The sequence below is a fragment of the Halobacillus litoralis genome (assembly GCF_009856415.1).
In the GTDB taxonomy this organism is placed as follows: domain Bacteria; phylum Bacillota; class Bacilli; order Bacillales; family Halobacillaceae; genus Halobacillus; species Halobacillus litoralis_C.
This window is the reverse complement of record NZ_WMEZ01000002.1, coordinates 81,942-100,422: the sequence shown is the minus strand read 5'-3', so window position 1 is coordinate 100,422 and position 18,481 is coordinate 81,942. Positions and strand designations below refer to the sequence as shown.

The 18,481-nt window shown below is 41.3% G+C and carries 21 protein-coding genes; 16 read left to right on the top strand and 5 right to left on the bottom strand.

Annotated elements, in window-relative coordinates; genetic code table 11:
- Nucleotides 1-73: 73 nt before the first annotated feature.
- Entirely contained in the window at nt 74-280 is a 207-nt protein-coding gene (locus tag GLV98_RS06200; RefSeq protein ID WP_160913178.1) for a YozQ family protein, read from the top strand.
- Nucleotides 281-282: 2 nt separating this feature from the next.
- Nucleotides 283-540 (top strand): alpha/beta-type small acid-soluble spore protein, encoded by a 258-nt coding sequence (locus tag GLV98_RS06195; protein ID WP_160913176.1) that lies wholly within the window; start codon nt 283-285, stop codon nt 538-540.
- Between the two features lie 54 nt (nt 541-594).
- Here GLV98_RS06195 and GLV98_RS06190 read toward each other — a convergent pair whose 3' ends face one another.
- Entirely contained in the window at nt 595-981 is a 387-nt protein-coding gene (locus GLV98_RS06190) for a hypothetical protein (RefSeq protein WP_160913174.1), read from the bottom strand.
- A 137-nt stretch (nt 982-1,118) separates the two neighbouring features.
- Between GLV98_RS06190 and GLV98_RS06185 the strand changes: the two genes are divergently transcribed.
- Nucleotides 1,119-1,715 (top strand): serine/threonine protein kinase, encoded by a 597-nt coding sequence (locus tag GLV98_RS06185; protein WP_160913172.1) that lies wholly within the window; start codon nt 1,119-1,121, stop codon nt 1,713-1,715.
- 65 nt (nt 1,716-1,780) lie between these two features.
- Entirely contained in the window at nt 1,781-2,020 is a 240-nt protein-coding gene (locus tag GLV98_RS06180) for a hypothetical protein (RefSeq protein ID WP_089651410.1), read from the top strand.
- Nucleotides 2,021-2,062: 42 nt separating this feature from the next.
- On the opposite strand, the gene GLV98_RS06175 is transcribed toward GLV98_RS06180, so the two are convergent.
- Entirely contained in the window at nt 2,063-2,821 is a 759-nt protein-coding gene (locus tag GLV98_RS06175; protein WP_160913169.1) for a TrmB family transcriptional regulator, read from the bottom strand.
- Between the two features lie 739 nt (nt 2,822-3,560).
- Between GLV98_RS06175 and GLV98_RS06170 the strand changes: the two genes are divergently transcribed.
- The gene (locus GLV98_RS06170) at nt 3,561-4,730 is read left to right on the top strand and encodes an MFS transporter (protein ID WP_160913167.1); all 1,170 of its coding nucleotides are present in this window, start codon (nt 3,561-3,563) and stop codon (nt 4,728-4,730) included.
- Nucleotides 4,731-4,765: 35 nt separating this feature from the next.
- Here GLV98_RS06170 and GLV98_RS06165 read toward each other — a convergent pair whose 3' ends face one another.
- Both GLV98_RS06165 and GLV98_RS06160 read right to left on the bottom strand, forming a co-directional pair.
- A complete protein-coding gene (locus GLV98_RS06165) occupies nt 4,766-6,511 on the bottom strand; it encodes a glycoside hydrolase family 66 protein (protein WP_160913165.1) in 1,746 nt (581 codons plus the stop codon).
- Nucleotides 6,512-6,655: 144 nt separating this feature from the next.
- A complete protein-coding gene (locus tag GLV98_RS06160) occupies nt 6,656-9,205 on the bottom strand; it encodes a glycoside hydrolase family 31 protein (protein WP_160913163.1) in 2,550 nt (849 codons plus the stop codon).
- A gap of 384 nt (nt 9,206-9,589) precedes the next feature.
- Between GLV98_RS06160 and GLV98_RS06155 the strand changes: the two genes are divergently transcribed.
- The 11 genes from GLV98_RS06155 to copZ all read left to right on the top strand — a co-directional run bounded on the left by GLV98_RS06155 (nt 9,590) and on the right by copZ (nt 18,088).
- On the top strand, nt 9,590-9,766 hold the full coding sequence (locus tag GLV98_RS06155; RefSeq protein ID WP_089654190.1) for a YfhD family protein: 177 nt from the start codon (nt 9,590-9,592) through the stop codon (nt 9,764-9,766).
- Nucleotides 9,767-9,952: 186 nt separating this feature from the next.
- On the top strand, nt 9,953-10,864 hold the full coding sequence (locus GLV98_RS06150) for a glycine betaine ABC transporter substrate-binding protein (RefSeq protein ID WP_160913161.1): 912 nt from the start codon (nt 9,953-9,955) through the stop codon (nt 10,862-10,864).
- A gap of 271 nt (nt 10,865-11,135) precedes the next feature.
- Entirely contained in the window at nt 11,136-12,083 is a 948-nt protein-coding gene (locus GLV98_RS06145) for an AAA family ATPase (RefSeq protein WP_202409944.1), read from the top strand.
- The gene (locus GLV98_RS20335) at nt 12,080-13,288 is read left to right on the top strand and encodes a DUF58 domain-containing protein (protein ID WP_160913159.1); all 1,209 of its coding nucleotides are present in this window, start codon (nt 12,080-12,082) and stop codon (nt 13,286-13,288) included. Before GLV98_RS06145 ends, GLV98_RS20335 begins: the two co-directional genes overlap by 4 nt.
- Nucleotides 13,289-13,290: 2 nt before the next feature.
- Nucleotides 13,291-14,511, top strand: coding sequence for a hypothetical protein (locus tag GLV98_RS06135; protein WP_160913157.1), 1,221 nt, complete (start codon nt 13,291-13,293; stop codon nt 14,509-14,511).
- An 87-nt stretch (nt 14,512-14,598) separates the two neighbouring features.
- Nucleotides 14,599-15,405 (top strand): VLRF1 family aeRF1-type release factor, encoded by an 807-nt coding sequence (locus tag GLV98_RS06130; protein ID WP_160913155.1) that lies wholly within the window; start codon nt 14,599-14,601, stop codon nt 15,403-15,405.
- A gap of 257 nt (nt 15,406-15,662) precedes the next feature.
- Nucleotides 15,663-15,968, top strand: coding sequence for an antibiotic biosynthesis monooxygenase family protein (locus tag GLV98_RS06125; protein WP_160911640.1), 306 nt, complete (start codon nt 15,663-15,665; stop codon nt 15,966-15,968).
- Nucleotides 15,965-16,333, top strand: coding sequence for a hypothetical protein (locus GLV98_RS06120; RefSeq protein ID WP_160913152.1), 369 nt, complete (start codon nt 15,965-15,967; stop codon nt 16,331-16,333). Before GLV98_RS06125 ends, GLV98_RS06120 begins: the two co-directional genes overlap by 4 nt.
- 11 nt (nt 16,334-16,344) lie before the next feature.
- A complete protein-coding gene (locus tag GLV98_RS06115) occupies nt 16,345-16,998 on the top strand; it encodes a cobalamin B12-binding domain-containing protein (protein ID WP_337193737.1) in 654 nt (217 codons plus the stop codon).
- The gene (locus GLV98_RS06110) at nt 16,985-17,749 is read left to right on the top strand and encodes an STAS domain-containing protein (protein WP_160913148.1); all 765 of its coding nucleotides are present in this window, start codon (nt 16,985-16,987) and stop codon (nt 17,747-17,749) included. Before GLV98_RS06115 ends, GLV98_RS06110 begins: the two co-directional genes overlap by 14 nt.
- Before the next feature lie 132 nt (nt 17,750-17,881).
- Nucleotides 17,882-18,088: a copper chaperone CopZ gene (gene copZ, locus GLV98_RS06105; protein WP_160913146.1), complete on the top strand. Its 207-nt coding sequence runs from the start codon at nt 17,882-17,884 to the stop codon at nt 18,086-18,088.
- 56 nt (nt 18,089-18,144) lie between these two features.
- On the opposite strand, the gene GLV98_RS06100 is transcribed toward copZ, so the two are convergent.
- Nucleotides 18,145-18,474, bottom strand: coding sequence for a spore coat protein (locus tag GLV98_RS06100; RefSeq protein ID WP_160913143.1), 330 nt, complete (start codon nt 18,472-18,474; stop codon nt 18,145-18,147).
- Nucleotides 18,475-18,481 lie beyond the last annotated feature (7 nt).

Genomic DNA, 18,481 nt, shown 5'->3' with positions numbered 1-18,481 from the left:
TTCTATAGGCAAAAGCTTACAACGAATGGGTTGTTCAAACATGCAAAAGCTAAGCGCAAAGGAGGAGTTAGGTATGAAGCAAAAGCAAAACAAACCCAACCGTAATCAAAATCAAAACATGGATGACTTCAGTTCCCAGGGCTTATCTATAACACAGGAGCAAGTATCCGACACACTGACAGAGGGTACGTACGATGCCAAGATTGATGAAGTGGATGAAAACGGTCAGTTGATCAGTCATAAAGGTGAGGCTATCAAAAAAGGAAAGAAGCGTGACTGAAGATGGCCCGAAGAAATAAACTGCTTGTTCCAGAAGCGAGGGCAGGACTTGATCAAATGAAAGCGGACCTCCTCCAGTCTTCCTCTCCCGATCAAACGAAATATGAAGTGGCAAAGGAACAAGGGATCCCTTTAAAAAAAGGAAACAATGGTGATTTGTCTACGAGGGATGCCGGTAAAATCGGTGGGCAAATTGGTGGCCGAATGGTAAAAGAATTGATTCTCAGAGCACAACAGCAGATGGAACAAGATCAAAAGTAAGAGGCGCATACCAGCGCCTCTTTTTTAACACATTCGTAACTTCTTTAAAAAAGCTTATTCTTTATTAGCTAACATGTGTTTCGGGTGTATCATCATCAATTGATCCAGTTCTTTTTTATGGTAAAGGAATTCGGATTTATTCTTATATATAAGGGACTGATCGATCTGGTGTTGATGGACAAGAATTGCTAATTCTAAATCCATTTCTGTATAGAGTGAACGATCTTCGTACTTTTCGTCGATAAAAGGAATGGACATATAAAAAGGATCCGTATCATTTTTTCTAACAGCGATATACCAGCCGGCATGATCTACATAAAAGGGATCTTCAAGGATGTGAAGATGATCGCCTTGGGTAAATTCAATGATTTCATGGCACGTACATTCTTGATTGCCTTTTTCATATGTGAACGTTTGTAGAACGGTTAAGGTATTCTCCATAGCCATTCTCCTTTCAAGGTGATAAAACAATAATAGTTGATAATGATTATCAATGTCAAACAAAAATGCGCTTCTTTTTCTGATAATTTTGGTATAATGATATATATAAAATGGCTTTTTCATAGAGGAGAATCTTTATGGGGAATATCAAAGATTTGGTTGGAAAAGTACAGTTTGACGGGGACCGTGCTATCGTTGTTCCCCAAGAGTTTCAGTGGATTGGCCAGGGAAGAAGTGCCGTGGTCTACCGTTTGAAGGGAACTGCCCTTGCGATCAAGATTTTTTATCCAGGTTATGAGGACTTGGCACATATTGAAGGGGAAGTGTACGAAAAACTGAACAACCATGAGTTCTTTCCAGCTTTTTATGAACAAGGAGAGGGCTATTTGACGATGCAGTACGTGGAAGGCATCACTTTTTATGACTGTCTCGTCAATGGGGTAGCGATTACGGAAGAGATGGTCCAGCGTGTAGATGAGGCGCTTGAATTTGCCTGTCGTTTAGGATTTAATCCTTCTGATACCCACCTGAAGAACATTCTGCTCACTACAGATGGAGAAGTGAAAGTGATTGATGTGGTTCGCTTCACGCAGGAGTTTGATTGTCCGCATTGGCGTGACTTGAAAAAAGCCTATGAAACCTTTTATCAGCGCCGCTATGTCCCGAAAAAATTCCCGCGATTTTTTATAGAGTTTATCATCCGTTTGTATCGTAAAAGGTTGTTGCCGATTTAGACGGTTCTGTTGTTTGATTATCCATTTTTCTGGGAAAACCCTGAATTAGAAAGGTGGAATGTGACATGACACAACATCGTTTGAGTGATGTAGAAGTCGGTAAAAATTACAAGGCAAAAGAGTTAGACAGTTTTGTATCCACGACAGATGTACTTGTTCTTTCTAACAATGATTCACAACTTTTCACAGAACCTGAAAGAGAGTATAAAGTCGTCGATGCATTTGAAGGGTTTTTTGAACATTCCTCTGAGGATGGAGAAAAGTATTTCCGTGAAAAGAAAGCTTATGTGGTAGAAAAGGTATAGAAAAAGGCGTCCAACAAGGGCGCCTTTTTTATCGTTATAACATCAGTATCTTAGCTTCATAAGAATTTCCTTAATCTCTTCATCGGCCATGAGTATTTCCTCGTATTTCTTCGTAATTTCAGTCAATGCCACATCATGATAGAAGAATTCAGTAAAGAATTTCACTAATGGTTTGGATAAGGTATGAATGCCTTGGAACGTATCGCCCTCCACACCTGCAAATAAAATTTCCTCGTGGTCAATGATCATGAGCTTGTGCCTTTCAAGGGCTTCATGTTTTTCGTCCGGTAAAAGGACATGGGCATGCAGCTTCCCTGGGTCCAGTTCACCAACAGAAAGAAGCTCTACTTCGAGGCCTTCTTTCTTTTTTTCTTCCAGAAGAGGAAGAAGAGGGGCTAATTCATCACTCCACCCGGTCACCAGTATTTCTTTCCTCGCGTTTTGAATTCGCTCTCTTAACAAAGCATTGATGGAAGAATTATTTTGGATGGTCCAAACCCGTTCATCCGAATCATGAAGTTTAAAAGTCGTATTTCTTATTTCGTCGATATTGGCTTGAAATTCATCTGTCAGCTTATCAATGGTCGTTTCCAGTGAAAGGGCCGTGTAAAGTTTTTTTCTTTCTTGAAAAGAAGTGAGAATCAACCCTTTTTCAACTAAGCGCTGAAGGACTTCATAGATCTTCGATTTTGGGACTTGGGAGTACTTGACGATGGATGTAGCATCCATCGGTTCTTCGCTTGCTGTAAGGACTTCAAAAACTTGGCTTTCATATTGAGTAAATCCGAATTTCTGTAACATCATGTACCTCACTTTTTGTGAACAGATTTTAGATGAGTTGTAGAATAACCTTCTTCAATAATGGCAGGATTGTGGAAGACTCAGTTTCGAGACTCTTGTTGAGTGGGTGGGGCTGCGGGGAATGACTCGCTTTCCGCGGGAGCGCGGTGAGCCTCCTCAGGCTAACGCCTTCCGGGGTCTCACCAAGCACTCTGTTCCCGCAGGAGTCTCGCCATTCCCCTCCGCCCCTTTGTCATGGAAGATTCTCGAAACCACTTCCGCAATAATCGGTATTTATGATTGAAGAAGCGGATCGTATAAACCGCTCCAGAGTACGTAAAGGCTTGATACAGAGCGCTTCATACTTCTATCGGTGGGATAATGGAGAGACAGGCCAACTTGGTATAGGGGTTCGTTTCTCCCTTACATGGAATGGGGTGTTTGGGAAGCTGCGAGACTCCCGTGGGAGAAGGAGATAGGCGAGATCCCGCAGGACGCAGTCCGAGGAAGCTCGGCGCTCCCCCACAGGAAAGCGAGTGGCTTCCCAGCCACCCCTAACGCTCAACCAGGCAACGAACCCCGGGAACATCTCGAAACTGAGTCTTCCACAATCGGGAGCTTTAGTGTAATGGAATCATTTTATTGATGCTTTAGATTTAGAATACATGGAGGAATGAAAAACGTAAACATTTCCTCTTGTTTTATCCTTTCTGTATGGTTACCATTGTAGTGGTAACCTAATAGAGAGGGTCATGAAATTATGAATAAAAAAGTTTATTTGTTAGCACTTGTTGCCTTTGTCGTTGGAACCGTTGAATTGATTATCGGTGGAATTTTAGACCTTGTTGCCGATGATCTTGGTATTACCCTTGGTCAAGCTGGTCTATTGATCACTATTTTTTCTTTGGTATTTGGGGTGGCCTCACCGATTTTACTTACGGCAACCGCTCGGTTTGACCGGAAAAAATTGATGCTTGTCACGTTGGTTATTTTCTTTCTTGGAAACATGCTCGCCTACTTGAGTCCGAATTATTCTACAATCATGCTGGCAAGAGTATTAACAGCAGCGAGTGGATCATTGCTTGTCGTGCTCGCTGTGACGATTGCTTCTGCCATTGTTACTAAAGAGTATAGAGGGAGAGCAATTGGTACCATCTTTATGGGCATTAGTGGTTCCCTTGTTCTAGGAGTACCCATTGGGCTCACCATTGGCAATAGCTTTGGATGGAGAGCACCGTTTCTACTGATTAGTGTAATGACTCTGCTCTCTTTTGTGGCTGTATGGATTTCGTTAGGTAATATTGCTCCGAAACCTGTTATTTCTGTTAAAGAGCAACTACGGACGTTGAAAGATAAAAAGATTTTTTCTGCACAGCTGACCTCGTTCTTGTTTTTGACCGGGCACCTTGCCCTGTATGCTTATCTGACTCCGTTCCTTAAATCGGAAATGGGGATGAACGGGACTTGGGTGAGCATTGTTTACTTCATCTTCGGTGTCGCTGCCGTTATGGGTGGAGGAGTCGGAGGTTTCTTATCAGACAAATTTGGATCTGAGAGAAGCATCCTAGGCATAATCCTAGTCTTTGCGGTCGCTATTTTCACAATTCCGCATGTCACGTTCTCCCTACCATTATTCTTAATGGTGATGGTGATTTGGAGTGCATTGAGCTGGGCAGTAACGCCTGCACAACAAAATTATCTGATTTCTTCGGCACCTGAAACGTCAGATATTCAGCAAAGCTTGAATAACTCTGCGTTACATTTCGGTATTGCTTTTGGTTCTTCCATCGGTGGAATTGTCATTGAGCAGAGTTCCGTTATTCATAACGCTACAGTTGGAGGATTCTTTGTGCTTGTCGCACTGGCCACCGCCTATTTCTCCATTACACGTGGTCGACAAACGTATAAACAAGAAGCCATCCAGCAATAACACAAAAACCCCACCGGACGCGGTGGGGTTTTTGTTTATTTTCCTTTGTATTCAATGGCAATCATGTTCCAGTATTCCAAGTGAGGAAGGGTGAAGGAGAGTCGCCCATCGGTTTGGTCAAATTCAACAGGTACAGGAACCCCTTTCTTCGAATCAGGGGACGCCATCCAAACTTTGTCCACTTGGCGCGTTTCATCTACTTGCATAGAGATATCTTTTTTTTCTTCGGGCTTTTTTTGTGTATCGTTCGGATCACGCCAATTCATATGCTCTACATCTGTAAAATTAAGCACGTGAACAATCTTTTTGTCCTTTGTTTTTTTGCTGAATGCATAGACCGATCCCTTTTCTGGTTGAAGGGAGACATTCACTGTATTTGAAGAAATCGCTAACTCATCCGGAGAAAGTTCATGTCCTCGTAAAAGGTTTTGATACCCAACCATGAAGTCATAGTAATGAAGGAGCCGCTCTTTTAAATCTTTTGTCATCATCAAGTGATCGTTTGGAAAATACTCTTTGGACAGCATATGTTCTCCGAGTTCGATATGGGCACCACCATGAGCAAAAATTAGTGCGTCTGTAAGCAAAATGCCAGGAAGGTTAAATGCGCCTTCTTGATCGGCGCGGTCATAATTCATGTATGCAGCCAATACGGTGTTTTTATTCCACTTTTGTTTATTCTCAATTATGATGTTTTTTAACTGTTCGTAGGTTGTGATGGGGTCCCATACTTCCGTGTACAAAAATGGAGCACCGGCATTGGAAATTTCCTCTTGGCCATATTGATTGACTGCATTCATAATGAAAGAATAATCGGGAAACCTTTCTCTCACAGCTTCCAGGAAATATTGATAACTTTGCTTCATCCACAAAGGGTCTCCTGAATGCTTGAAAACATCCCCGCGGTCCCCTAATTGATCAATATGCCATCCATCAAAAGAGAGAGCATCATACACAGTCTGTTGTTTTTCAAAAATATAGTTCTGCCATGCTGGATTTCCAGGGTCGGTTAAGAAGATATCGCTTTTCCAATTGTCAGGAAGGGCGTGGCGATCTACTGCGGTTGTGCTCTTGTCTTTATACACATACCACTCCGGACGAACACCATCGTGCTCCGCTCCTGATAGGGTTCCGTATAAAAGATTGTATGCCATCGCCTGCATGCCATGATGATGAGCTAAATCAATATACTCTTCTACTGTTTTAAATTCTACGGGTTCGCTGGCTATGTTGGCCCACCTATCCAATGGCTTTTCATTCTCAAATTTAAGTGGTTGGTGATGCTCATCGTGCCAGTCGTAAAATTGGATGGCATTGATATGAAAACGAGCTAAGGTGTCCATTACTTTTTGTTGTTGATCATATTCGATACCGGAAAAATGAGATAGAAACCCATATCTAGGAAAAGCCGTCCAGGAAGAAGAGACGTCCACGGCAATAGTTTCCCTTTCTTTGTCTGTAGAACTTGAGAGGACTTCGACTAAATAGCCTTGATGGTCGGTTTCAGGAGGTTTCCATTTCCACTCCATAACCGACTCTTCCGGTGTGACCTTCATTTGATCAATCTTTGTTCCTTTGTAGTAATAGTTCACAATAAAAGCAGTGGAAGAGTTATGGTTTAATTGAGCATTGAAGTGTACTTCATTGCCTGGTTGATACTTTGCTTGGTCTTTTGAAAGGTGTTCGATTTCCGTGCTCTCATCTCTAGAATCAAACGATTGAAAGACAAAGAGTAGAACGACCACTAGAAAGAATAGTATCATCAGTATTTTTGTTCTCATAAGTAGATCAGCCTTATAACAAATGGCTAGCAGATCATCTGCTAGCCATGTTGATTTAATGAATATGTTAGATGGGAATTTCTTTAAAATGTGTAATCATCTTACGATAAGGATAGGATTAGATGGTCATTCAGGCTTGCCTGCTTACTTCTTTTTACCATTGAAGAAAATCTTCACTTTATGCTTTTCATCAGCTGGAACATTCACATACAGAGCTTGTTCTTCCTTGTCATAGAAGAAGGACTCTTGCGTCGATTTCACTTCCTCTACAGAGCTGACTTCCTTGTACTTCGCTTTTGCAGCACGTACACGTTTAGGTGCTTCTTCGCCATTAAGCTTCAGCGTGTAAGATTCTAAGTCAGTATCGTAGCCTGTAGCTTTCTCTTTTTTCTTGAATTCAATGTGCTTCCCTTTCCGTTTTACTTCCAGGTCCGTCACATTGTACTCGCCATCCTTGTAATCTAATGTTGCCCCATCATCTTCATAGAAGGAATAAGTGGCTTTCTCATCCAAGTAGGTGTCTAGAACAAGGTTTTCCAGTGGCTTTTCACCTGTATATTGCTGTACTTCACGAGTAGGGATCATAGAATCCTTTTTGACGTAAATCGGAAGGTGATCAAGTTGTGCTTCTGTCGTGATGGTCTGACCTCCGTCAAACTCTTCACCCGTCCAATAATCAATCCACGTTTCTCCTTCAGGCAAGTAAACATCACGTTCGGTTTGTCCTGGTTCAACAATTGGTGCAAGCATCATTGCTTTTCCAAACATGAATTGATCACTTACATTGTAAGTATTTTCGTCATCTTGGAATTGATAAACAAGCGGTTGTTGAACAGGAGTCCCTTGTTCGGCAGCGTCTATGAATGCATTATAAAGATAAGGCATCAGTTTGTAGCGCATCTCGATGTATTTCTTACTGATGTCCTCAACCTCTTGACCGAAAGCCCAAGGTTCTTGTGCTTGTTTCTTGCCTTCTGCTTTCTTATCACTATCATAGTGAATACGAGAAAATGGAAGGAAGGCGCCGACTTCGATCCAGCGTGCGAACATTTCTGCATCCGGGCGTCCAGCGAAACCACCAATATCATTTCCTACGAATGGTACACCGGAAAGGCCGACGTTCATGTTCATTGGAAGAGACATCTCTAAGTGATCCCATTCACTTACATTATCACCTGTCCAAAGAGCTGCGTAACGTTGAGAACCCGCGTACATATCACGTGTCAAAACGAACGGACGCTCATTCGGCTTATACATTTCAAAAGCATCATATGTAGCTTCCGCTTCATCATGTCCATAAAGGTTATGGTATTCCTCGTGCGTTCGTTTGTTTTCTCCTTCACCGAATGTCACATCCAGTGGCATGGTGTGGTATGGACCATCAAACACAGCAGGCTCGTTCATATCATTCCATACGCCATCGATTCCTTTGTCGAAAAGGATGTCATGCTTACTTGCCCACCAGTCACGTACCTCTTCCTTTGAAAAGTCAGGGAACATGGAATCTCCAGGCCAAACTTCACCTACAAAGTTAGATCCATCAGGGTTCTTTGCCCAATAGTCGTTGGCTGTACCTTCATCGTACATGAAGTAGCCAGGATCTTTTTTGACGGCTGGATCGTTGATTGTGATTTTTTTGAAGTTCATGTCATCTAGTTTTTGATGAAGCGCATCGTCACCGAACTTATCAGACCAAGTGAAGACACGGTATTCATCCATATAGTCGATATCAAAGTGCATGGTGTCTACTGGAATCTCTTTTTCACGATACGTTTCCGCTACACGTTCGATATCATCAGCTGAGTATTCCCATTTGGACTGGTGCAAACCAAGCGTCCACTTGGCAGGCTTGTCCATCTTACCTGTCAATTCTGTGTAACGATCAAGTACATCTTCAATTTCAGGACCGTACATGAAGTAATAGTTCAACGTACCGTCATCTGCGTAGAAGTAATAATAATCGTCACTTTCACTCGCCATTTCAAAATAAGAACGGTTCGTGTTATCGAAAAACATTCCGTATGCTTTTTCATCTTTCAGACCGATGAAGAATGGAATGGATGTGTATAAGTATTTCGTGTCTGTTTCATATGCATATGCATCTGTGTTGAACATTCCGATGCTTTTCCCACGTTGGTTCACTTCAAGACCGGATTGTTCACCGAATCCGTAAAAGGCTTCATCTTCTGTGGTCTTTTTATAAACGTAAGGCTTTTCTCCATCATATCCAGAACCATTTTGCATGTAATCTTCGTTGATCACATTTCCTTCTTTGTCCAGGAATTTAATGCCGAAAGGTTCTTTTTTAATTTTGATGGTGATTTCGTCAGTAGTGAGGGTGATTTCGCCTTTCTCTTCAGAAACATCAAAAGATGGAGTGTCCCACTCTTTTTTGCTGATGGCTTCAGAGAAATACTCTTCTTCACCTTCTTTTAAAATTGAAACTTTCGCCATATCTTCAGAGAAAAGGCGAATAAAAGCGTTTTGATCAGAGGATAAATCGAGCTTCACTCCATTTTCAAGCTGTTCCACACCTTCTACTTGAAGTTGTTTTTTTACAGCCTCCTGGTTCAGCTCTTGATCAGGATGGGGTTGTGTTACCGCTAGTACGTTCGGTGCTTGTGCTGCGAGTACCGTAGCCGCAATAGCCGTAGTAGCAACTAAGCGGGAGATTTTTTTGGATGGTTTGTGCATTTAATTTTTCACCTCGATAGAATTTTTTGCGTCAACCGGTTGCGCAAATCAACTGTATACCGAGAGTGAAAAAGTGGCAATAAAGGAAATGTGGAATCGTTACCATAAGTCGTAAGAACCATTCGACTGATTATAGAGGCATTGGAAGCGGTTGAAAGAGATTTTGTAAGAGTTTCCAAAAAAAGTGAGATTCCAACCAATGATTCATGATTTACGATTCCTTAACAAATGTGGGGACTTTGGGTTCTTTTTATGTAAAAAGTGTGTGAACCCCCATAAATGTGATGATTAAACCGAAATAGGATTTTGAAGATTTATCTGAAGAATATTTTTGGTGATTCGAAAAATACTATCATTGTTCCAACTAAAAAGGAGGGGAAGAACATGGGTAGAGACGAACACCGTAAGAACAAAGGGAAACAGAAACGTAAGTTACCTCAAACTCCTAAAAATCAGAAGAACATTGATGTAGAGTTCTCTGAAGAATTAGCGGATCGTGAAGATAAAATCGCTCAACAAAGAGCAGAAGCCGCAGATCGCCGCGCTCACAAAAAACAATAATTGGTAAATATACCCACACCAGGTCATCCATAATATGGATGACCTGGTGTGGAATAATCATACAAAAATACATTCTGTACAGTTTTAATTGTTTGAACTTAAATTACTATATGGTATAATTTCAAATTGTGTTTAAATGATGAATCACATAGGAAATGAAAGAATACTTAGAGGAGGTCATCTGTTATGAAACAATGGCGCAAATGGTTGCCAGCTGTATTGCTGGGTATTCTCTTAACTTTAGCTGCTTGTGGCGGCGAGTCAGGGGAAGATACATCCAATGGCAACGATAACGAAGGAGAAAATGCTGAAACTTCAGAAGAAAAAGGAACCGTCAAAATTGGTATGAACAACTGGGCGGAGAACGTTGCTGTATCGAATATGTGGAAGCTTGTTCTTGAAGAGAAGGGCTACACAGTAGAGCTGGAACAAGTAGAAAAAGGTTTTCTATATGAGGCTTTATCCAGTGGGGATTTAGATATCGGTATGGAGATCTGGCTTCCGAACACGGACAAAGCGTTTTATGAAAAGTATAAAGAAGATATCGACTGGCGCGAAACTTGGTATGAAGGAACAAAATTAGGACTGGCCGTACCAAGTTATATGGAAGATATTAATTCAATCGAAGATCTAAAAGGATCGGATGCCTTTCCTGACAAGCAGATTGTAGGGATTGATGCCGGGGCAAGTATCATGTCTCTCACTGAGAAAGTCATCAGTGAATATGGACTGGATTATACACTTGCAGCATCTTCTGAGCCAACAATGATCACAGAATTGAAGAGTTCCATGGAAAGTGAAGAACCTATTGTTGCGACTCTATGGAAGCCGCACTGGGTATTTTCTGAAATGGATCTAAAGTTCTTAGAAGATCCTAAAAACGTTTATGGCGATTCCGAAAACATTTCTTACGCTGCGCGCAAAGGTTTAGAAAAGGATCAGCCTCAAGTGGTCAAGTGGTTTGACAACTTCATGTTGAACGATGATGAGCTTGGCAGCCTCATGGCTAGCATTAATGAAGCTGGCGATGCTCAAGAAGGTGCTCAAAAGTGGATTGATGAGCATCAAGACCTTATCGATGAATGGACAAAAGAATAATACACCAAGGCCCGCTCTGAGAAGAGTGGGTCTTTTTTTTTGCTTGTACAAACATAAAAAATCATTCAATTTCGGGACTCGTGCGTGGGGGCGGTCGGCAACTCAGTCGAATTGACATTCTGTTATATGAAGGAAGTTTTGAAATGTTACCTTTAAACATTTATGTTGGGAATTTCGATGGAAAAGGGATGCATCTGAAATTGAAAGAATTATCTAACATCATTTGGTATAATGGGTAACTGAAGTTTTAGTACAAAGGAGCTTATACATAATGAGTATAGAGAAAATAAGAAAAGCGAAAGAAACCATCGGTCGCGTGATCCTCGGCAAAGACGAGGTTGTGGAGTTGTTGTTTATTTCCATCATTGCAGATGGCCACACGCTTCTGGAAAGTGTGCCTGGCTCTGGAAAGACGAAACTAGCGAAGAGTTTCGCTAAAGTGATGGATGGTCATTTCTCGAGGGTTCAATTCACTCCTGATGTCCTTCCAAGTGATGTCACAGGCATTCAATTCTTCAATCCTAAAACCCAAGAATTCGAGTTGCGCGAGGGTCCGGTCATGACGAATGTCCTCCTTGCAGATGAAATCAACCGGGCGACTCCGAAGACGCAGTCCAGTCTGCTTGAGGTCATGGAGGAAAAGCAAACGACGGTCGATGGTGAAACATTGAAGATTGCTCCCCCACTATTTGTCATTGCAACTCAAAACCCTGTGGAAGGAAACCATGGGACGTTTCCTCTTCCTGAAGCCCAATTGGACCGGTTCTTGTTCAAGATTGACATGGGATACCCAACGGAACAGGAAGAAAAGAATATTTTAAGAACATATCAAAAGAATGAACCCTTTGAGACGCTGACACCCCAAATTTCCTTAGGGGAAATTTTGGATATACGGGCCCAATCAAAAAATATCGCTTTGGCCGAAGATACGATGAATTATCTTTTAGACCTCGTTCGATTGACACGCGAATATGAAGATATCGAGTTAGGAGTCAGTACGAGGGGAGCCCTTGCTTTTATGAGAGCGAGTCAGGCGCGGGCGTTACTATTGGGAAATGATTTTGTCCGCCCAGAAGATGTGAAATTCCTAGCTCCTTATGTCTTAGAGCACCGTATTGTGCTTTCTATGGAGGGCGCCATACGGAAAACAAAAAGCCAGGTGATCCAGGAAGTGATCCAGGAAATTCCTGTTCCCGTTGAGACAGGTTCGGTACAGTGAACCATTGGGAAAAACAACTTGGGTTGGGAAGAAGGTTTTATGATGGTGTTTTATCTGCGGTGATTCTCACCGGATTGGTCGGGTTCGTGATCAACCAGCCAATTTTTTATTTCCCTACAGGCCTGCTCATCATTTTTATACTAGGAAGTAAGGTTTTCGATTATTATAGTGGTTCGGATTTTGAGCTGCACAATGCTAAACGTTCCGTTCGTTTGTTTCCAGGAGATGAAGCAGAGTGGGAGATCCATGTGAACAATTATTCAAGGGTGCCTATGTTAAATGGAACGTTCTCATTTGAAACGGGAAAAATGATAAGCAGCCGAAAAGAAATGATGAATGAATTAAACCATTCCTATTCTTACAAAATCCCCTATTCATTAATGAGTCGTGGGGAGTCGGTAGTACATATCCCGGTGAAAGCTGAAATGCGTGGGGTAACAAAAGCAAGGAATTTGTCATTCCGTTTTCCACATTTACTGAATTTCACTCCTATAAAAATGTGGTATAAAAAACCGTATCAAACAGAGTTCATTGTTTATCCAACTCCGGAACCCGTGCGAGGTCTCAAAGAATATATTTATCCGTCCATCGGGGAACAACGCGCGAATTTTTCACCCTATGAAGATGTTTTAACACCTGTGGGGACGCGTAATTATGAACAGGGAGACGCCTTTCATAAAATTCACTGGAAAGCGAGTGCGAAATCTCAATCTTTGAAGACGAAAGTATTGGAGCGTCAGGTGGATGGGAGTTGGACGATCATCGTCAACGTAGTGGAACAAACGAGACTGGGAAATGAACACCTGTCTCCTCGCCTCGAGTCATTATTATCCTACGCATGCTATTTATGCTATACGGCTACAGAGCGGGGCTATCCATATGAGATGATCATTAACATGCGCAAACCTCAAAGGCACCCTTATTTCTATCAAGAAAAAGGGGAAGGAAGCGTTCATTTAAGGCAATCACTAGAGATGTTGGCACGGATTGATAAAGAACAGCGGCTGCTTCCCATGGATCAACTGTTCCACTGGTTCGGATCGCGCGGCTTAAGCAGTAAAGTTGTTCTTATAGTAGGGGATATTCCTAATGGAATCATAAATCAGTTAAAAGATTTGCAGTCGAGAGGCACGGTTGTGCTTCAGGTGCAGATGGACGGTTCATCTGCCTATTTACGCCCCGCCTTACAAAGAGGGGGTGCTTAAATATGGTAGAAGGTAAAAAGAATATCATTTTTGTTTATCAGATCTTAGGGGAAGCGATGCTTTTCTTCGTGCTTCTTTTCCCTTTGATTCAGTGGACGTCCATGTCCCTTTCCTACGTTCTGTTTAGTACATACGCGATCGTGAGTATCGTTCTCTTCTTTCTAATAAGAAGGTGGTTACCAGGCTTGATCCCCTATTTATTTAATTTTGCGGGAATCATAGCGATTGCCTATTTTGTAGGCGCGAGTTTATTGCTGGGACTCTTCGTCGGATCATTTCTTGGATGGAGATATTACCGTCATGAAAGGGATCCTGATTTGAATCATGAACGATCATTAATTTTGTCCACATCGATTTTGACATTTATTATGATCTTCTTCTTCCAGTCCTGGGACCTGGTCTACGCACTGGTTTCCTTGTATGTAGTAACGTGGGGCGGCTATGCTTTTTCCCATTATTATAATGTAGACAAAAGGGAGAGGAAAGGAGGGTGGAAAAGTCTCTTTGTCATCTTCTTCTCTTTGATCACGGGAACTTCCATCATGTTGCTTCTTTTTCCATTTCTACGTTCATTGATGGGGAAACTCTGGGGTGGGGTTTCGTACGCCTTTTTAATAGGAATCAACGGAATTTTGACACTCCTCGCCAAAATAGGTCTTGATGTTTCTAAAATCGAGTCCATGGAGGAAGGTTCTTTGCCGGAAATGAAGTTTTCATCTCAAGAAAGGCAAGAAGAGCTTCAACGAATGAATGATAGCAATCAGGAAACCACTCGAAAAGTAGCAGAAGCGATTGAATCAGGAACCGTCGTCCTGATAGTCGTTGCTCTTCTTTTAGCCATGGTCACTATTTTCTTTTTGAGAAAAAGAGCGACCATGGATGTGGAAACCGCATCTGATCCTCTCAAGTATCAGTATTACGCATATAGTGAAGAAGAAAAAAAGAGATCCTCCTCTTCTTTTTCTTTTCATAGGTCCCGGACAGAAGGATGGGTGAGAAAACAGTTTCGTGCATTTGAACATTTTGCAGCCCGGAATGGATGTGGCAGATATTCTAATGAATCACTAGAGGACTGGTTTCATAGGATAGGGCTTGATATTGATTACACTGTCTTTTATCAGAAAGTGCGTTATGGCAGTCAAACGTTAACAGACGAGGAAAAAGAGCAATTTGCGCTTGAATTGAAAGAACTGAAACAAAAAATCGTAGAGAAAAAGCAATGACCTCTAGGAAATGAGTTTAAGCACTTCTTTTTCAGGAAACATACAGTATAGATTCGATTTACAATTCTTGAAAGGAGTCGCTGTTTTATGGACTTAAATAAAGAAATAAAGAAACTAGAGGCAGTACATTTAGAAAAACCACAAAAAGTATTTACGATGTATTTAAACACCGACCCTTCCGACCCGGATCAACAAGGGGGAGAATGGAAGATCCATTTAAAAAATGGGTTGAATAATTTCGAATCCTATCTTCAAAAAGATGGCGATTCGGATGAAAAGAGAAACTATTGGGCTGTAAAAGAAAAAGTGGAGCAATTCATAGAAGAAAATGAACAAAACTTCGCTAAGAGTGTTGTTTTATTTGCAACAGGTGATGATACGGTTTGGTTTGCCGAGCGTTTCCAGATGCCTGTGAAAACAGAATTCTACTGGGAAGAAACACCAGCTCTGAATCAATTGAAAGAGATGCAGAAAAAGTTCCCTAAAACAGGTGTTGTCTTAACTCAGAAAAATCAAATCAAATTGATTGATGCTGAACTTGGAACGTTAAATGACACCCAGTTGTTTGAACTTGACCTGGATACGGAAGATTGGAGGCAGCATCAAGGGCCACACCGTGCCCAGCCTTCTATGGGATCTGGCGGTGCCAAGACCTCCAAGAGGGATCAATTTCAAGAGCGCTTCGAGGCCAACCGTTATCGTTGGTACAAGAGTGTAGCTCCTAAGATTGATAAGCTAGCTAAAGACTATGGCTGGGAGCGTTTTTACCTTGTCGGAGATAAAGAAGAGCTGAAAGATCTACAGGATCATATGAATAAAGAAGCGGATGATATGATCAACAAGAATCTTCTGGATCATGAAGAAATGCATGTGCTTGATGAAGTTGTACAATAGGATGATAAAAAAAGGTGCCGGCAATAGAGCCGGCACCTTTTTATTGTCTAGAGAGTTGTGAAATAAATGGACGTTCAGTTGTTTAGAATAGCAATATGAGTTTACGCTGCCTAAATCTTAGCCAAGGTTTCTATTTTCTCCAAGGGGTTCCCATCCTTTTTGATTTAGGTTTGAGGAGAATCTTAACATTATACATAAAAGAAATAGGTATGATAAAATATTATTTAATGAAAATAAATCAGAATGGGGAATTACACATGTTCGTCGTAGATTCTATGGTGAAGGTACCAGACCATAAAGCGGATGACTTAATTGATATATATAGAAAACGATCTCGCCTAGTAGATCAAGCCGATGGTTTTATTTCTTTTCAACTGTTACAGAACGACAGAAAGCCTGGAGAACTGACGGTGCACTTGGAGTGGGAATCTAAAGAAGCCTACCTCAAGTGGGCTCGTAGTGAGCAGTTCAAAAAAATCCATGAATTAGAAAAGCAGTATCCCGATCAAGAACTTCAAGGGATCGTTCCGAAGGTTTCTAAATACGAGGTAGTGGCAACATGAATAAGTCGGAGCAGAGCCGTTTAGTTCAGTTAGTAGCAGATGAAATTTATGAAGCTTATCCATACCTTTGGGAAAAGTTCGGTCAGAACGGAAGAGACCGTACCGAAGAAGATAACTTTCATCATTTAGATCATTTACAAGCAGCCTATGAGATGAAAAGTGTCGATTTTTTTATTGATTATACGACGTGGCTCAATACCGTTCTTACCTCAAGGGATGTTCCCACTTCGCTGATTATTGATAACTATGAACGCCTCGTACGCCTTTTGAAAAACATGGAGGTTGTCGACGAGGACGAAAAACAGTGTTATATCAAATATTTGGACGAGTCCTTACAACATTTGCATACACTTTCAAAGAGGTGAATACTTTGGACGTGCAACACGAAACTTTAGCCCATTATTTCCTTCAAGGAGATGAACATGGGGCAGCAGAGTATATTAAAACTTTATTGGAAAAACATCCGCGGGCTTATCTGTATGAAGATATCATAACGCCCGCCATGTATTATATTGGAGAACTTTGGGAGAGAAATGAAATATCCGTTGCAGACGAACATTTGGCTACGGCCATTTGCGACTTTGTGCTTTCAAAATTAGACTCGGAAACCGGTACTGTAAGTAGAAAGCATCAAAAAAATTTCAAGGCTATGTTATTCGGTGTAGAAGAAGAGCAGCATTACATAGGTTTGAAGATGGTAGCCGATACGTTTAAAGACCACGGGTGGAGAGTGCGTTATTTGGGACCTGCTCTTCCTTTGGAGCACTCTTTCACTCAAATTGAAAAGTATCGACCTGATGTTATTGGAATTTCAGCGGCATTGCCCTATCGTTTGAAAACAATCAAGAAGTTGTTGGAACGTTTTTCTCAATTCGATTGGAATCCGCTGATTATGATAGGCGGAAGAATAGTGAAGAAATACGACTTGAAAGAATTTGAATCTGACCAAGTGATGGTTGTCAAGGATCTGGATCATCTTAAACGTTGGTTCAATGAAGGAAGGGAAGAAACGATCAATGAAACGAGTTGAACGCAGCTTTCCTTTGCCACACTTTATCATCAATAAAAATTTTAAGATTGAATCCTTATCGGATGAAGCTGTTGCGATGTTCGGTGAAGTGAACAACCTATTGAATGTCGTGGATGAAGGAAGCCTGTCTAAAATTGAAAAATGGGTCACCCCTGATGTTCATAAACTCACTGTCGAAATCGCGCTCAAGCCTTCAGAGGAAAAACAGAACCCTATTACATGCGATATGCATGTGAAGTGGAAAAATGATTTGTATGCAGAAGTGTTGCTTATTCCAAAGGATGAACAGTTATCAAAAGTCACGAAAACCATGGATCAATTGAGGTCACGCTTAAATGACACAAACTTTCAGCTGCTTGAGGAAAAAGAGAAATTGGAAGAGGCGATCCAGCACGGGAATCGACTGTCCGCACCGTTTATCCGCTTAACGGAAGAAACCGCCTTAATCCCACTCTTTGGTCATATTACGGCTGATAAAATGTACACAGTGGAAGAGCCATTGCTTCAAGCCACTCAGGATGGGGATATTGACAGGGTTCTTTTTGATTTTACCGCAGTAGGACAAATCGACGAGGATGGCGCTCAATTACTAAAAAATTTAATGACCTCTTTATGTTATATGGGCTCACAAGTCATCATCACCGGAGTTCGTCCGGAGCAGGTGAAACGTATTCAAATGATTCATTTTTCATCAGAAATTACTTTTATTAATTCTCTTCATCAGGCTTTGAAAAAATATTGCAGCTATTAACATAACCCGCTCCTTTTATAGGAAGCGGGTTTTTAAATGGTTAAAAAACATCCTTTTATAAAAATATGTTAAAGAAATACGCTTTTGTGGAATAGTTCAACAAGAGCTTACATTGAGAAAGGTTGTGAAATCATGGAAATGACGTTAGAAGTAAATGGTATGACATGTAATCACTGCGAGCAGTCCGTGAAAGGTGCCCTTCAAGAATTGGAAGGCGTCTATGGTGTGGAAGTTGATTTAAACAGCGGGAAAGTAAACATTGCATACGATGAAGCTTATGTAAGCAAAAAGATGATGAAAGAAGCCGTAGAGGCTCAGGGATATGAGCCTGTAGGGTAAACAAAAAGAAGCCCGGCAGACCCGGGCTTCTTTTTTAGCTCTATAAACACTGAGAATTATTGGACGTTGTATGGCAATTGGGTTTTATACCCTGTGAATTGTTGATACGTCTGGTCAATTTTTTGTTTTTCTGCCTGCTCAAGCGCATACCACCCATTTTTAAACATGAGGTTGTATAAGTTCCGTTGGCAGTCCTGCGTTTCCTTGAATATTGTAGCAAGATCCTGATACATGTTTTGATTACTCGCTTCATTTAATGCAATGTTGTATGAAGCGGTCATATACTTTTCTGTTGTCAGCTGGTCATTAACAAAGTCTCGCTCATTCATTTGTGGAGTTTTAGGGACGTTTGTTTCAGGATTCTGTATCTTTTGCGTCTGATTCATGATGTTC

Excerpts from the sequence above, each read along its gene's own strand:
- GLV98_RS06125 (WP_160911640.1), top strand. The coding sequence starts at position 15,663 with ATGTTCGTCGTAGATTCTATGGTGAAGGTACCAGACCATAAAGCGGAT.
- GLV98_RS06175 (WP_160913169.1), bottom strand. The coding sequence starts at position 2,821 with ATGTTACAGAAATTCGGATTTACTCAATATGAAAGCCAAGTTTTTGAA.
- GLV98_RS06155 (WP_089654190.1), top strand. The coding sequence starts at position 9,590 with ATGGGTAGAGACGAACACCGTAAGAACAAAGGGAAACAGAAACGTAAG.
- GLV98_RS06135 (WP_160913157.1), top strand. The coding sequence starts at position 13,291 with ATGGTAGAAGGTAAAAAGAATATCATTTTTGTTTATCAGATCTTAGGG.
- GLV98_RS06185 (WP_160913172.1), top strand. The coding sequence starts at position 1,119 with ATGGGGAATATCAAAGATTTGGTTGGAAAAGTACAGTTTGACGGGGAC.
- GLV98_RS06180 (WP_089651410.1), top strand. The coding sequence starts at position 1,781 with ATGACACAACATCGTTTGAGTGATGTAGAAGTCGGTAAAAATTACAAG.
- GLV98_RS06200 (WP_160913178.1), top strand. The coding sequence starts at position 74 with ATGAAGCAAAAGCAAAACAAACCCAACCGTAATCAAAATCAAAACATG.
- copZ (WP_160913146.1), top strand. The coding sequence starts at position 17,882 with ATGGAAATGACGTTAGAAGTAAATGGTATGACATGTAATCACTGCGAG.
- GLV98_RS06100 (WP_160913143.1), bottom strand. The coding sequence starts at position 18,474 with ATGAATCAGACGCAAAAGATACAGAATCCTGAAACAAACGTCCCTAAA.
- GLV98_RS06150 (WP_160913161.1), top strand. The coding sequence starts at position 9,953 with ATGAAACAATGGCGCAAATGGTTGCCAGCTGTATTGCTGGGTATTCTC.
- GLV98_RS06190 (WP_160913174.1), bottom strand. The coding sequence starts at position 981 with ATGGAGAATACCTTAACCGTTCTACAAACGTTCACATATGAAAAAGGC.
- GLV98_RS06145 (WP_202409944.1), top strand. The coding sequence starts at position 11,136 with ATGAGTATAGAGAAAATAAGAAAAGCGAAAGAAACCATCGGTCGCGTG.
- GLV98_RS06110 (WP_160913148.1), top strand. The coding sequence starts at position 16,985 with ATGAAACGAGTTGAACGCAGCTTTCCTTTGCCACACTTTATCATCAAT.
- GLV98_RS06120 (WP_160913152.1), top strand. The coding sequence starts at position 15,965 with ATGAATAAGTCGGAGCAGAGCCGTTTAGTTCAGTTAGTAGCAGATGAA.
- GLV98_RS06170 (WP_160913167.1), top strand. The coding sequence starts at position 3,561 with ATGAATAAAAAAGTTTATTTGTTAGCACTTGTTGCCTTTGTCGTTGGA.
- GLV98_RS06165 (WP_160913165.1), bottom strand. The coding sequence starts at position 6,511 with ATGAGAACAAAAATACTGATGATACTATTCTTTCTAGTGGTCGTTCTA.
- GLV98_RS06160 (WP_160913163.1), bottom strand. The coding sequence starts at position 9,205 with ATGCACAAACCATCCAAAAAAATCTCCCGCTTAGTTGCTACTACGGCT.
- GLV98_RS06130 (WP_160913155.1), top strand. The coding sequence starts at position 14,599 with ATGGACTTAAATAAAGAAATAAAGAAACTAGAGGCAGTACATTTAGAA.
- GLV98_RS06195 (WP_160913176.1), top strand. The coding sequence starts at position 283 with ATGGCCCGAAGAAATAAACTGCTTGTTCCAGAAGCGAGGGCAGGACTT.